General features: G+C 62.5%; 14 protein-coding genes. 6 read left to right on the top strand and 8 right to left on the bottom strand.

What is annotated here, in order from left to right; genetic code table 11:
• Positions 1-16 precede the first annotated feature (16 nt).
• From NE852_RS17800 to NE852_RS17775, 6 genes are all read right to left on the bottom strand, one after another.
• Positions 17-1,093, bottom strand: a complete 1,077-nt coding sequence (locus NE852_RS17800) for an ABC transporter ATP-binding protein (protein WP_008534886.1) — start codon at positions 1,091-1,093, stop codon at positions 17-19.
• Entirely contained in the window at positions 1,090-2,016 is a 927-nt protein-coding gene (locus NE852_RS17795) for a PfkB family carbohydrate kinase (protein WP_008534884.1), read from the bottom strand. The genes NE852_RS17800 and NE852_RS17795 overlap by 4 nt, the downstream gene beginning before the upstream one ends.
• Positions 2,017-3,039 (bottom strand): SIS domain-containing protein, encoded by a 1,023-nt coding sequence (locus NE852_RS17790; protein ID WP_037175025.1) that lies wholly within the window; start codon positions 3,037-3,039, stop codon positions 2,017-2,019.
• On the bottom strand, positions 3,036-3,881 hold the full coding sequence (locus tag NE852_RS17785; protein WP_258155891.1) for a carbohydrate ABC transporter permease: 846 nt from the start codon (positions 3,879-3,881) through the stop codon (positions 3,036-3,038). The genes NE852_RS17790 and NE852_RS17785 overlap by 4 nt, the downstream gene beginning before the upstream one ends.
• Complete coding sequence (locus tag NE852_RS17780) at positions 3,881-4,765, bottom strand: carbohydrate ABC transporter permease (RefSeq protein WP_008534870.1); 885 nt, start codon at positions 4,763-4,765, stop codon at positions 3,881-3,883. Before NE852_RS17780 ends, NE852_RS17785 begins: the two co-directional genes overlap by 1 nt.
• Positions 4,766-4,834: 69 nt before the next feature.
• Complete coding sequence (locus NE852_RS17775; RefSeq protein ID WP_258155890.1) at positions 4,835-6,073, bottom strand: extracellular solute-binding protein; 1,239 nt, start codon at positions 6,071-6,073, stop codon at positions 4,835-4,837.
• A gap of 226 nt (positions 6,074-6,299) precedes the next feature.
• Between NE852_RS17775 and NE852_RS17770 the strand changes: the two genes are divergently transcribed.
• The 5 genes from NE852_RS17770 to NE852_RS17750 all read left to right on the top strand — a co-directional run bounded on the left by NE852_RS17770 (position 6,300) and on the right by NE852_RS17750 (position 12,282).
• Positions 6,300-7,505, top strand: coding sequence for an ROK family transcriptional regulator (locus NE852_RS17770; RefSeq protein WP_258155889.1), 1,206 nt, complete (start codon positions 6,300-6,302; stop codon positions 7,503-7,505).
• A 362-nt stretch (positions 7,506-7,867) separates the two neighbouring features.
• Positions 7,868-9,223, top strand: coding sequence for an extracellular solute-binding protein (locus NE852_RS17765; RefSeq protein ID WP_008534846.1), 1,356 nt, complete (start codon positions 7,868-7,870; stop codon positions 9,221-9,223).
• A 127-nt stretch (positions 9,224-9,350) separates the two neighbouring features.
• Entirely contained in the window at positions 9,351-10,235 is an 885-nt protein-coding gene (locus tag NE852_RS17760) for a carbohydrate ABC transporter permease (protein ID WP_008534844.1), read from the top strand.
• A 10-nt stretch (positions 10,236-10,245) separates the two neighbouring features.
• Complete coding sequence (locus tag NE852_RS17755; RefSeq protein ID WP_258155888.1) at positions 10,246-11,160, top strand: ABC transporter permease subunit; 915 nt, start codon at positions 10,246-10,248, stop codon at positions 11,158-11,160.
• A 12-nt stretch (positions 11,161-11,172) separates the two neighbouring features.
• Entirely contained in the window at positions 11,173-12,282 is a 1,110-nt protein-coding gene (locus tag NE852_RS17750) for a sn-glycerol-3-phosphate import ATP-binding protein UgpC (protein WP_008534828.1), read from the top strand.
• A gap of 17 nt (positions 12,283-12,299) precedes the next feature.
• On the opposite strand, the gene NE852_RS17745 is transcribed toward NE852_RS17750, so the two are convergent.
• Positions 12,300-12,770, bottom strand: coding sequence for a cupin domain-containing protein (locus tag NE852_RS17745; protein ID WP_008534826.1), 471 nt, complete (start codon positions 12,768-12,770; stop codon positions 12,300-12,302).
• Between the two features lie 102 nt (positions 12,771-12,872).
• On the opposite strand from NE852_RS17745, the gene NE852_RS17740 reads away from it, so the two are divergent.
• Positions 12,873-13,400, top strand: coding sequence for a hypothetical protein (locus tag NE852_RS17740; RefSeq protein WP_008534824.1), 528 nt, complete (start codon positions 12,873-12,875; stop codon positions 13,398-13,400).
• Here the strand turns inward: NE852_RS17740 and NE852_RS17735 are convergent.
• Positions 13,397-14,167 carry a TIM barrel protein gene (locus tag NE852_RS17735; RefSeq protein ID WP_008534822.1) on the bottom strand — a complete coding sequence of 257 codons (771 nt, stop codon included), beginning with the start codon at positions 14,165-14,167 and terminating at the stop codon, positions 13,397-13,399. The two genes, NE852_RS17740 and NE852_RS17735, sit on opposite strands and share 4 nt — an antisense overlap.
• Between the last annotated feature and the right edge of the window lie 74 nt (positions 14,168-14,241).

The following is a 14,241-nucleotide window of genomic DNA, read 5'->3' as shown; positions in this document are numbered from 1 at the left end:
GGCCGCGTTGCCTGCCTTATCGCTCGTGGAGACAACTAAGCCCCGTTTGAGGATCGAAGAGATGCATCGCCTCCTCGTCGAAGAAGAGGGTGAGCTTTTTGTTGTCGCGAACCGGGGTGCGCGGCGGCAGGCAGGCCATCAGGCGCTGGTTTCCCGCAAGGGCGGTGAGGACGAGTTCCGGTCCAGTGAGTTCGGCGACTTCCGGGATCGCCTCGATCGCAGGGCCGGCGCCGTCCAGGCGAAGCGCCTCCGGGCGAATGCCGAGGATGAGATCGCGGCCGTTGCCGGCCTCTCCGAAACGGGCGGGTAGAGGCAGGCTCGCGCCGGCGTCTGAAAGCGCCAGGCGGCCGTCACGCACCGTCACCTTCAGCAGGTTCATCGGCGGCGCGCCGACGAAGGTCGCGACATAGAGCGTTGCTGGATGGTTGTAGATCTCTTCCGGTGTGCCCAGCTGTTCGATGCGGCCGTCGCGCATGACGGCGATGCGGCTGGCAAGCGTCATCGCCTCGATCTGGTCGTGGGTGACGTAGACGATTGTGGTCTTCAGCATCTGATGCAACCGCTTGATCTCTGTGCGCATCTCCATGCGCAGCTTGGCGTCGAGATTGGAGAGCGGTTCGTCGAACAGGAACACCTCCGGCTTGCGCACCAGCGCGCGGCCGATGGCGACGCGCTGGCGCTGGCCGCCGGAAAGCTGGCTCGGCTTGCGGTCGAGGAGGTTTTCAATCTGCAGGAGTTTTGCGGCGTCACGCACAGCCCGGTCGCGCTCGGGTGGCGGAACTCTACGCATTTCCAGGCCGAAGCCGATGTTCCGGTGCACCGAGAGATTGGGATAAAGCGCGTAGGATTGGAAGACCATTGCGATATCGCGGTCCTTCGGATGCACGCCGAGCACCGAGCGCCCGCCGATCCTGACATCGCCGCTCGTTGCCTCGGCAAGGCCGGCGATGATGTTCAGGAGCGTGGACTTGCCGCAGCCGGAGGAGCCGAGCAGCACGAGGAACTCGCCGCTTTCCAGCGAGATGTCGATGCCTTTCAGCGTCTCGACCTCGCCGTAGGTCTTGCGGATGTTCTGGATTTCGAGCGCGCTCATCGCATGGGCTCCTCGGAAGATGGCGGGCCATAGTTGCGGGGAAGGGTGGAGATGGCGCGCGAGGCAACTTCGGTTCCCGAGGTCAGGCAGGAAGCCAGAGGCTTGCCGTCCGCGAGCGCGGCGAGGAAGGCGGCGTTGAAGACATCGCCGGCGCCGATCGTATCGACGACCTTGACGACGGGTGCGGCCACGGACGCCAGCAGGTCGTCCGGGCCGATCGCAATGGCGCCTTCCGGGCCGCGCTTGACGATGACGGTTGCACCCTCCGGCATATGCGACCTGATCTCACGGGCGGCCTCGATCGGATCGGCGATGCCGGCCAGCGTCGTCGTCTCGACCTCGTTCAGCAGCGCAATGCGGCTGCGGGAAAGCCAGGCACGTGTCGCCGCGCAATTCTCTTCCGTCCAGCCGTCGAGCGGCCAACCGGTGTCGAGCGCGACAGTGATCTCGTGGCGGTCGGCCCAGTCGAACAAGGCGTCGTACTCCTTTGCCAGGTCGTTGGTCAGGAAACCGCCGCAGAGAAGCGCGTAACCGCCGCGAAGCATTTCGCCGTCGAGGACGGCGAAGACATCGGCGAGGCTGAAGCGCGGCAGATGACCCGTCGTCGTGAAGAAGGTACGTTCGCCGTCCGGATGGGTGATGCCGACCGAGAGTGTCGTTTTCTCGGGGCGCATCGGCCATTTCTCGGACCGGTGGCCGAAAGCTTCGGCCAGCCATCGGCCGAACTGGTCGCTGCCGATATTGGCGGCGATCTCGAAGTCGACGCCGAGGGCCTGCCAGGCGAGCGCGCTGTTGCCGGCAGATCCGCCGACCCTGAGTTCGTCATGATCGACGATGATTTCGGTGCCGGCCTTCGGCCAGGGGGCGGCCGGTCCGAGGATGAGGTCGACATTGACGTTGCCGATGACTGCAAGCGGCCGCATTCATTCGCTCCGGGTAATCTTGGTGGATCGAACAGGCGTTCCGGCATTCTCGACGCGGGCATCGGCAAAGGCGATCATCAGACGCTGGGCGATCGGCAGCATGGCGAAGATCGCGGCAAGGCCCGTTGCCGGGGTAAAACGGATCGTCACCGCACCGGCGACCGGCGGTTGCCCGGATGCGTCGAACAGGACGACGGGGGCGCCGGTCTCGACGGCGGAGGTCGCCATAACGGTGACGAGGCCGGCTGTCTCATCGAGGCTGCGGAACAGCACGACGCCGATCTCCGGTCCCAGCATCTCCATCGGGCCATGGCGGAGCTGGCCGCCTTCGAGGGAAAAGCAGGGACGGCGCGACAGCTCTGTCAATCCGAGCGCCAATGCTTCGGCAACACCCTGCAGACGGCGGCCGGAGGTGACGACGGTCGCGACGTTTTCCAGTGCGGCGAGCGCGGCTGTGATGTCCTGGTCTTCGGGGTTCTCGAGGACGGCAAGTGCGGCGGCCGGATCTTCGCCGAGGGCGGAAAGGATTGCGAGATGCAGGGCGAAAGTCACCGTCAGGCTGCGAGTGGCGGCAAAGGCGAGCTCGGTGCCGCCGCTGCCCACCAGCGATGGAGCGGTTCGCGCCAGGAAAGAGCCGGCTTCGAGCGTCAGGCCGAAGGTATCCGCCGTGCCGCCGGTTTCGTTGAACCAGCGCAGGACTTCGGCGCTTTCCCCGGATTGCGAGGTGACGAAGATCGTCCTGCCGTCAATCGGCAGCGGCTGGCCGAGCTGCTCGGAGAGCGGCAGGGCGACGGCGTCGATGCCGAGCGCGCGGTAGAGCGGCTCGACGGCGCGGTTGACGGCATGCGAACCGCCCATGCCGATCAGGAGCAGGCGGCCGGTCTTCTCTAGCGAGGCGGCGGCTGTGGCTGCCATCGGTTCGGCCGCTTCATAGGAGGCGATCGCATCGGCGTGCTGACGGGCCATTTCGCGGTCGATCGCCGCAAGTCCGGCGGGCCGGTTTCTTTCTGTGGTCATGTTCATCCTTTGACGCCGCCGCTGGTTAGCCCCGAAATCAGGGCGCGTTGCATGACGAGACCGATCAGCACCGGGGGCAGGGCGGCGAGCACGCCTGCCGTGGCGATCAGTCCGTAATCGGAAACGCGGCCGCCGGCGAGATCGGCAATGGCGACGGTCAGCGTCTTGGCGCGCTGGTCCGATGTGAAGAGCAGCGCGTAGAAGAATTCATCCCAGGCAAGCAGGAATGCAAAGAGGCTTGACGTTGCGACGACGGGGGCGGCGAGCGGCAGCGTGATGATCCGGAGCGTCTGGAACAGCCCGGCGCCGTCGATCATCGCGGCGGATTCGATCTCGCGGGGGATGGAATCGAAGCCTGATTTCATCAGCCAGGTGGTGAAGGGCGCGAGAATGGTGAGATAGACGAGGGCAAGGCCGAAGACGTTATTCAGCATGCCGAGATGGGAGAGGCCCATATAGAGCGGCACAGCGAGCGCCACCGGCGGCAACATATAGGTTGCGATCACCATCGACAGCGACCACCCGACAGAAGGCGTGCGCGATACGGCCCAGCCGGCCGGAACGGCGAGTGCGATGGCGGCAATCGTCGCCATGCCCGCCACTTCGATGCTGTTGCTCAGCGAGGAGGTGAAGGCGGCGCCGGCGCTGTTTTCGAGCCTCGAAAGCAGCACCTGGTATCGTGAAAAATCGACCGCCTGCGGCCACCAGCGCAGCGGCTTTGCGGCAAGATCGGCGGCCGGCGAAATGCTCATGATGAAGAGCCACAGGATCGGCGCCAGGATGACGGCGGCGAGCAGCAGCGCCGAGAGGTGAATGAAAGCGGAAAAGAGCGGGCTCTGGCGTTCCATCAGGCGGCACTCCCGGCGGTCTTGCGCACGAGCGCGGCGTAGCCGGCGGCAAGCAGCGTCACCAGTAGCGTGACGATCAAGGCGAGCGATGCGCCAGAGCCCGCGCGCTGGAAGGAGAAGGCTTCCTGATAGACCAGGATCGAAAGCGTGCGGGTGCTGTTGGCCGGCCCGCCGCGGGTCATGACCCAGATGATGTCGAACACCTTGAAGGCTTCGATCGTGCGCAGCACGAGCGCCACCATCAGCGGGCCGGCGAGATAGGGCAGGATGACGAAGCGGAAGCGGGCGAATGGACCGGCGCCGTCGACCAGCGAGGCGGCGGTGATGTCGCGCGGCACGGCCTGGAGTGCGGCGAGCGCAATCAGCGCCACCAGCGGGAAATTCTTCCAGCAGTCGGCGACGATGAGGGCGGCGAGCGCCGTGCCCGGTTCGCCGAGCCAGGAGCGATAGGCATCGAGCAGGCCGAGCTGCGTCAGCGCGGCGTTCAGCGCGCCGTATTCCGGATTGTAGATCAGCCGCCAGAGCGTGGCGTTGACGACAGTCGGCAGCGCCCAGGGCAGGATCATCAGGGCGCGAAGCGCGGTGCGGCCACGAAACTGCTGGTTCAGCAGGAGGGCGGCGAGGACGCCGATCACCATTTCGGCGGCGACCGAGACGATTGCGAACCAGGCGGTGGTGACGAGCGTTCGCTGGAAATTCGAACCGGAGATCATCTTTGCGTAATTGTCGATGCCGACGAAGCTTCCTTGAGTGCCCACGAGCTTGGCATCAGTGAAGGAGAGGCCGACCGTATCGATCAGCGGCCAGCCGATGACCGAGATCATCACCACGAGAAGCGGCAGCATCAAAAGCCACGCGCGGGTTGTCAGCCAAGTGCCCGACATCGAGGCGCCCCTTCTTCATTCATAGGTTTGGGACCGGGCGGCAGGGCCGCCCGGGGTTTCAATCCGCGCTCAGAGGCCGCTGTTTTCGGCGGCCGACTTCAGAGCGTCCTCGGGAGAGGACTGGCCGAGCAGCGATTCCTGGATCGCCTGCTGAAGGGCGGTCGAAAGCTCCTGATATTTCGGCGTCGTCGGGCGCGGATACATGGCGGCCAGGCCGACCTTGGCGGCCAAGATCAGCTCTTCCTGGCCCTTGGTAACGGCAGGGTCCTCATAGGAGGAGGCCCAGATCGGCAGGCTGAGCTTGGCATAGGCATTCTGCGTCGCCTGCGAGGTCATGAAGGCGATGTATTTCCAGGCCTCGTCGGGGTGCTGGCTGGCGGAAGTGATGCCGAGGCCCATCGAGCCGTTGACGGCCGAAGCCTCGCTCTTGCCGGCGACGCCCGGCGCCGGCACGACGCCGACCTTGCCGGCGATCTTGCTGTCCTTCGGGTCGTTGGCCATGTTGTACATGTAGGTCCAATTCAAAGCGAAGGCGGCATCACCGTTTTCGAAGACCTTGCGGACGTCCTCTTCCAGGAATTCCTTGGAGTTCGGGTTCGTCAGCCCTGACGTATAGCTGGAGACCATGTATTTCAGCGCATCGAGGCCGCCGCCGCTCTGGAAGGCCGGCTTGCCGTCCTTGAGGAAATCGCCGCCATAGGCGCTGACGAGGGTGGTGTAGTCGCAGATCGCCGCTTCGGCCTGCGACCAGCTCCAGGCGATCGGCGTGGCGAGCAGACCCTTATCCTTGATCGCCTTTGCCTGTTCGGTCAGTTCGTCCCAGGTCTTCGGCGGGTTTTTGATGCCGGCCTTTTCGAGGATTTCCTTGTTGTAAAACAGGTATTTGGTATCGAGGATCCACGGCATGCCGTAATATTTGCCGTCATACTGCACGGTGGTCCAGGCGCCCGGCAGCACGCCCTTCTTCATGTCGTCCGTGATACGGGAGGAGACGTCGACCAGCACCTTGTTGGTGGCGTATTCGGCCGGCCAGATGACGTCGAAGAGAACGACGTCGTAACCGCCGCCGGAACCCTGCGCCAGCACGGTCTTGTCGTGCAAGCCTTCATAGGGGACGAATTCGAGATTGACCTTGATATCAGGGTTCGCCTTGGCGAAGGCGTCGGTCATGGCGCGCACATCGGCCTCGCTGTAAGCGGCCTGTGCCATGAAAAGCGCGTTCAGCGTCGTTTCGGCGAAAGCATGCGGTGCAAGGGACGCGCCGATCAAAGCCGCGCCCAGAAGTGTCTTGTTAAAAGATTTCAGCATTGCAGCCTCCAGTTTTTGACATTTACGCCTGGCCGAGGGCGGGCTTCGCCGCCATCGGTGTTCGAGAAGACACGCATTGAGAACGTGCCGGTCCATCATCTCGGAGCGTCGTCGGAGGCCTCGCCGGGCTTCCTGCGTTCCCTGGGACTCTCTGGTCCCTTATTAAGTCAAATGTATTGACTTAATAGTTCTTCAACATTCTAATGGAGTCAAGAGGCAATCGCACATGAATGACAGTCGCCCGATCCGGGCCAAGAGCGGCACCAACCATGAAGGCACCAGCGCGCATAACCGGCGCGTGATGATCGATGCCCTGCGGATCAACGGTGCGCTCTCTCGCGCCGATCTGGCGCGGGCGACGCGGCTGACCAAGCAGACGGTGTCCAATATCATCGAAGAGCTCGAGCGCGACGGACTCGTCGGTTCGAGGGACGCGGTGAAGAAGGGCAGGGGCCAGCCCTCGACGCCCTACGGGCTCGTGCCCGAAGGCGCCTTTGCGATCGGCCTGCAGATCGACCGGCACGTGACGCGGGCGGTTGCCGTCGATCTCGTCGGCAGCGTTCTCGTGCGTGATCAGGCTGGTCTACCGCCCGGAGGTCCCTCGACGGGAGTGAAGGTCATCCTCGATCTCGTCGCCGGCGTGCGTTCGAAGCTTGCCAAGGTCGTCCAGCAGTCGGAAAAACGGCTCGTCGGCCTCGGCGCCGCCATGCCCGGACCCTTCGGGGTCGCCGGCAGCGGTGACGATCCGTGGATGATGGAGGCGTGGCAGAAGTTTCCGCTTTTGGAAACGCTGGCCGCCGGCAGCGGGCTCGATGTCGGCCTACAGAATGACGCGGCGGCAGCCGCGACTGCCGAGCGTATGGTCGGAGCCGCCCATGGTCTCGACCATGCTGTCTGTCTCTTCGTCGGCTACGGCATCGGCGCCGGTCTCATTCTGAACGGAGAACTCTACGGCGGCGCCAACGGCAATGCCGGCGAGATCGGCATGGCGCTGCTATTTGCCGACGGCAAATCGACGCCGCTCGAACATCGCGCCTCGCTCGCTTCGCTCTACCAGCATCTTTCGGCCGATCCTGCCGACCCCGCTCTTCATGCTCGCATCGACGAACTTATCTCCAGGAACGATCAAATCATCCGGGCCTGGATCGAAGCGGCGGCGGCGGACCTGCGCTGGAGTATCCATCTCATCGAAACGGTCTTCGATCCGCAGACGGTGATCCTCTGCGGCAGCGCGCCGGAGGCGCTGGTGAAGAGGTTGATTGCGGCGATCGGCCCGTTGCTGCCCTCTATCGCCGAACGGCGCGGCCGGATGCTGCCCCGCCTGCAACCCGGCATGGCCGACCCCTGGTCGGTGGCGCTCGGCGCCGCCGCCGGACCGATCAGTCGCGCATTCGACCCGCGTTTTGCTGCAATTTTGAAGGACTCTCTCTGATTTTTGGCTGAAACCGGGCGTTGCACAGCAGTGCAACGGCAAAAATGGGGATGTTTTCGGAAAGTTTCGTCGCGATGTGCGCGCCAATAAAGGCACTCTGTTGCAATATAAGTAAATATTATGTATTTTCTGAAACTGCGTTTCTTTGGCTGGGGGTCCATGGGAATAGAAGTATATTTGAAGGACTTGCAAAGCTTCTTCGAATATTTCTCGTGACATGGGGAATAACGATTGCATGTCAGTTTTGTGACGACTAGCATTCGAACATTTCATGTCATGTAATATTCATTGGCCGTGGCAATTTGGACCAGCTAATAGGGCGTGCGCTGAAAGTGCGCGTCCATTTTACGTTCGAGGTTCTCATGCAAGCCAAGCTTCTCGGCGCCGTTGGCGCCCTTCTCGCTACAGCGTTTCTTGCCGGTCCCGCTGCCGCCGCCGATAAGACCAAGATTGACTTCTGGTTCGGCAATTCCGGTGACATCGCAAAGCGTGTCCAGGAACAGTGCGATCGCTTCAACCAGTCGCAGTCCGATTACGAAGTCGTCTGCACCAGCCAGGGCAGCTACGACGCTTCCCTGCAGAACACGATTGCAGCCTTCCGCGCCGGCAAGCAGCCGACCATCGCCCAGGTTTCCGACGCCGGCACGCTCGACATCATGCTCTCCGGCGCTTACTACCCGGCAAACAAGCTGATGGCCGACACGGGCTATAACGTCGACTGGAAAGATTACTTCTCCGGCATCGCAAACTACTATGCGACGTCCAAGGGCGAGATGTATTCCTTCCCCTTCAACTCGTCGACCGCTCTGCTCTATTGGAACAAGGACGCCTTCGCCAAGATCGGCAAGGACCATGCCCCGGCCACCTGGAAGGAAGCCGGTGAAGACTTCAAGGCTCTGAAGGACGCCGGCTACGCTTGCCCGCTCGCCTTCGACATCTCCAACAACGAAGTCTGGCAGTACATCGAGCAGTTCGAAGCCGTCAACGGCGAGGCGATCGCCACGAAGAAGAACGGCTTCGAAGGTCTCGACGCCGAGCTGGTGTTCAACAAGAACCCGCTTCTCGTCAGCTACATCAAGGACCTCAAGTCCTGGTACGACAACAAGCTTGCCGTCATCAAGAACAAGACCGTCGGCCAGACCTTCGTCGAAGCCTTCGCTGCCGGCGATTGCCAGGTCATCCTGACCTCGGTCGGCGACCATGGCAACATCGGTCGTACCGCCAAGCAGGGCATGAACTGGGGCGTTTCGATGCTCCCGACCTATGGCGACGCCACCCGTCACAGCTCTTTCGTCGGCGGCGCTTCGCTCTGGGTTCTGAAGGGCCACACCGACGCCGAATACAAGGCTGCGGCTGCCTTCTTCAATTTCATCGCCAAGCCGGAAGAAGCTCTGACCTGGTCGACCGTCACCGGCTATATCCCGGTTCGTAACTCCGGCTTCGAATATCTGAAGAAGCAGGGCTTCTACGACAAGGCCCCTTATGCCGGCCGCGAACTCGCCATTCAGAGCCTGACCGCATCGCCTGCTGGCGACACTGCTCCGCACGGTATCCGCCTCGGCGGCCTGCTGCAGGTTCGCACCGAAATCGCCAACAGCCTGCAGGCGATCTTCGTCAACAACGCTGATGTTCAGGCTTCGCTCGACGGTGCTGCCGAACGCGGCAACCAGCTCCTGCGCCGCTTCCAGCAGACCTACAAGAACGTTCAGCTTCCCTGATCGACTGACATGAGCCGCACCCGGCCCGCATTGCGCGAGCCGGGTGTCTCTTTGTACACTCCCTACCGGCTGCGGAGGCGAACTCGCCGACCGCGCCTAAACAAAATCCGGACGAAAACGACCACTCATGGAAAAGCGCGTCACTTTCTCCTCGACGACGATCGGATTGCTCTTCGCATTTCCGATGCTGCTGCTGATTTTCGTCTTCTTCTATTGGCCGAGCGCGCAAGCGCTGTATTGGGCATTCACGCTCGAGCAGCCATGGGGCGGCGGCAACGCCTGGGTCGGTTTCGACAATTTCAAACAGCTGCTCGGCGATCCGATCTATTGGGAGTCGGTTACCCGCAGCATGGTTTTCGGCTTCAGTTCGACCGCCATCGCCATGGGACTGGCGCTCATTCTGGCGCTTTTGACGGACCGCGAATTGCGCGGCCACAAAATCTACCGGTCGGTCTTCATCTGGCCTTACGCGATCGCCGCTCCCGCCCTCGGTCTCGCTTTCCGCTTCATCCTGGCGCCGGAGGCCGGCCTTCTCTCGGTCATCAACCACATCTGGCCAGGCCTCTGGAACCCCGCGCTCGACGGCAAGGACGCGATGATCGCTGTCATCATCGCCTTTTCCTGGAAATATATCGGCTATAACTTCATCTTCTTCCTCTCGGCTCTTCAGGGCATTCCGCGCTCGTTGATCGAAGCCGCCGCCATGGACGGCTCGGGGCCGATGCGCCGTATCTGGGATATTCAGCTGCCGCTGCTGACGCCGACGCTGTTCTTCCTGCTCGTCATCAACATCACCGAAAGCTTCCAGGATTCCTTCGGTATCGTCGACGTCATGACGCAGGGCGGCCCGGCCCGCGCCACCGAGCTCATGGTCTACAAGATCTATTTCGACGGCTTCAGAGGGCTCGACTATTCGGGCGCCGCTGCGCAATCCATTATCCTGATGCTGCTCGTCATCCTACTCACCATCTTCCAGTTCCGCTTCATCGAGCGGCGCGTGCATTACAAGTGAGGTCGCGGACATGATCGAACGCACGCCGATATTCAACTTCATCTGCTACACGCTTCTGGCCCTCGGCATGGTGATCGCGCTTCTGCCTTTCGTCATCGTCATCATCGCGTCGACCCTCGATCTCGAGACGGTCAATCGCGTGCCGCTGCCGCTCACCCCGGGCTCGCATTTCTGGGAAAACATACAGACCGCCTGGGTTCGCGCCGATCTCGGCAACAAGCTGTTCCACAGCATCATCTTCGCCACGGCCGTCGGCGCCGGCAAGGTCATCCTTTCCGCGATGGCCGCCTTCTCGATCGTCTACTTCCGTTTCCGCGGCCGGCATGTGATTTTCTGGATCATCTTCATCACGCTGATGCTGCCGCTGGAGGTCCGCATCGTGCCGACCTATTCGATCGCGGCCAATGCGCTGCAGCCGTTCCAGACGATCCTCGACTTCACCGGCATAAGCTGGCTCGTTCAGCAGGTCACCGGCATCCAGATCAAGCTCGAATGGGGGCTCTTGAATTCCTATCCCGGTCTCGTTCTGCCGCTGGTCGCGACGGCAACTGGCACCTTCCTTTACCGGCAGTTCTACCTGACGGTTCCTGACGAACTTGCCGAGGCCTCGAAGATGGACGGGTCGGGCGCGGTTCGGTTCTTCTGGGACATTCTGCTGCCGCTTTCGCGCCCGAACATGATCGCGCTGTTCACCATCATGTTCGTCTGGGCCTGGAACCAGTATCTCTGGCCGCTTTTGATCACCACCGATCCGAAATTCGGCATTGCGGTGACGCAGCTCAAGACCCTCATCCCGTCCGAATTCGGCCTGCCCGACTGGAACGTCGCCATGGCCGGAACCCTTATCATCATGTTGCCGCCACTGGTGCTCGTCATTCTGATGCAGCGCTGGTTCGTGCGCGGCCTTATCTCCACCGAGAAGTGAAGGAGTAGTCCTTTGGCACCGATCTCAATCCGCGATGTGAAGAAGAACTACGGCAAGAATCCCGTTGTTCACGGCGTCGATCTCGAAATCCAATCCGGCGAATTCATCGTCATCCTCGGCCCGTCCGGCTGCGGCAAGTCCACGCTGCTGCGCATGATCGCTGGCCTCGAGGAAATCAGCGGCGGCGAAATCGCCATTGACGGGCGCGTCGTCAACCAGCTGGAGCCGCGCGAGCGCGGCTGCGCCATGGTGTTCCAGAACTACGCGCTTTATCCGCACATGACCGTCGCCGAGAATATCGGCTACGCATTGAAGGTAGCCGGCGTTGCGAAGGCGGAGCGCGCCCGGCGCATCAGCGAGGTCGCCAAGGCGCTGAGCCTCGAACCGTTCCTCGAACGCCGGCCGGCGGCCCTTTCCGGCGGTCAGCGCCAGCGTGTCGCCATGGGCCGCGCGATGATCCGCGAGCCGAAGGTGTTCCTCTTTGACGAGCCGCTGTCGAACCTCGACGCCAAGCTGCGCATCGCCATGCGCGCCGAAATCCGCCGCCTGCACCGCCGCCTCGGCGCCACCTCGATCTTCGTGACGCACGACCAGACCGAGGCGATGACGCTGGCCGACCGGCTGGTGGTGATGAACGGCGGCAGGGTCGAACAGGTTGGCACGCCGGAAGAGGTCTATCATCATCCGGTCTCGCGCTTCGTCGCCGGTTTCGTCGGCACGCCGGCAATGAACCTGCTGGAAGGCACGATCAACGACGAAGGCGTCTTCGTCTACGATCAGAGCCGCAAGATCCCGCTGCCGCGCGAACGTGCCGCACCGCTGAAGGGCAAACGCGTCGTGCTTGGCATGCGCGCCGAAGCCGCCCGGCTGGTGGCGCCGGATGCGCCCGGCGCATTGGTGGCGACGGCCGATTTCATCGAAGAGCTTGGCGCGAGCCGCGTCGTTCACGCCGATTTCGATGGGCTGCCTTTTGCCGTGGCGCTGACCGAAGCCGTCACCGTAAAATCGGGCGACCCCATCGGCATTGCGATCGATCACAATGCGATCCACCTCTATGCCGCCGACACCGGCCGGATCATCGAGAACCCCGCGATGGTCAGCGCCGGCGCCGTTCACGCCTGACGGGCGCGATGCTTGGATCAGCGATGGATCGGGTCGATCCAGGGGACGTCTTCGGGCTTCTCGACAGGCTCGATATCGAGGTTGACGACGACAGGTTCCTGGCCTGAACGGACGAGCACGCATTCCAGCGTCTCGTCGCGGCTGGCATTGATCTCCTGGTGGGGCACGAAGGGCGGGACGTAAATGAAATCGCCGGGGCCGGCCTCGGCGGTATATTCCAGATGCTCGCCCCAGCGCATGCGGGCCTTGCCCTTGACCACGTAGATGATGCTTTCGAGATCGCCGTGATGATGGGCGCCGGTCTTGGCATTGGCATGGATCGTCACCGTGCCGGCCCAGATCTTTTCGGCGCCGGCGCGCGCATTGTTGATTGCGGTCGCGCGGTTCATGCCCGGCGTCTGTGCTGTGTTCGGATCGAGCGAATTGCCGGGAATGACCTTGACGCCATGTTCGCGCCAGTCGACGTGATGATGCTCGTGGTCACTCATGTCTTGCCTCCGCCTTCGATTTGGTCAGTCTAGGCGGGAGCTGCACGGCGGCCAAGCGGATTTGCCGCTATGCCCCTGCACAAAAAGGAAAGTACCGGTCCGATGAGCCACCTTCCGCAGATCGACTACGCCGACGCCTCTGAAGAGATCCGTGCGGCGCATGATGAAGAAATCAGGCTGCGCGGGCGGATGACCAATATGAAGCGGACGCTTTTACATTCGCCGGTTGCCCATCGCATCTATGCCGAATGGTTTACGTTGCGGGCCGAACTCGATCCTCAGATCAGCGACCGCGAGATCTGGATCTTCTCGCATGCGATCTCGAAGGCAGCAAAATCAAAGATTGCAATCACCTTCTTTCGCCGGGCGTTGATCAACAAAGGGTTCGATCCCGACGCGCTGGAGTTTTCCGAGGTGGAAGTGCTGCTAGACGCCTTCGGCAAGGCGATCGTCGCCGAATCCAACGCCGTTCCGGCCGAGCTCTGGGCGAGACTGAAGGAGCGTTACGACACCAAGACACTTGTCGATCTCGTTGCTTTTGCCGGCATCATGCTGGCGACCGCCGTGTTCAACAATGTGGTCGAGGTCGAACTCGACCCTGAGCTTGAAGTCTTCGCGGAAAGGCTCTAGCCGCCAAGTGAGGCGATCGCTGCCCTGACCGCGTCGGCGCCGGATCCGGTCGGCCGGTATTCGAGGCCGACGGCGCCGTCATAGCCGTTGGCGAAGATCCAGTTGAGGCGGTGGGCGAGATCGATGCCTCCGGAACTCGGTTCGTTGCGGCCGGGGTGATCGGCGACATGGACGTGGAAAACACGGTCGAGACGGCCGGCCAGCACGTCTTCGGTGCGTTCGTCCATCACGGCAGAATGGTAGATGTCGTAGACGATGCCGATCTCGGGGCGGGCGATGTCGTCGACGATGTCGAGGCCTTCTCGGGTCGAGTCGAGGAAGTAGCCGATATGGTCGATGCGGATGTTGAGCGGCTCGACGCCGAGGCGCACGCCGCTGCCTTCAAGGATATCGGCGCCTGATTTCAGTGTTTCGGTGAGCGCCAGGCGCTGCTCCTCGCGGGTGAAGCCTGGGAGATCGTCGCCAGCCTGGGCAATCAGCACGGGTGCGCCGAGACGTCTGGCGACGGCAACGGATTCGGCAAGGCCTGCAAGCCAGGCCTGCCGGTTGGTGGCGTCGGTCAGCGCGATCATCGGCTCGGCGACGAGGCTGGTGACGACAAGACCGGTTTCCCCGAGCACCGCCTCGATGGCCTCCAGATCCTTGTCGGTCCAGCGCCAGAATTCTACCGCCGTCAGGCCGCCGGCATGAGCGCGGCGGATGCGATCGGCAAAGCTGTCGCCCTCTTTAGCAAACAGCCATTCTATGCAGGCGGAATAACGTCGCATGAAAACTCCTCCCAAGGTGAATGCAGGCTGCGACAGAACGGAGCCTGCCGCAAGAGGCGTTCTTGTGCTTGACG

Source organism: Rhizobium sp. Pop5 (assembly GCF_024721175.1).
In the GTDB taxonomy this organism is placed as follows: domain Bacteria; phylum Pseudomonadota; class Alphaproteobacteria; order Rhizobiales; family Rhizobiaceae; genus Rhizobium.
The sequence above is the reverse complement of the archived record's forward strand: the minus strand, read 5'-3'. Positions and strand labels throughout refer to the sequence as shown.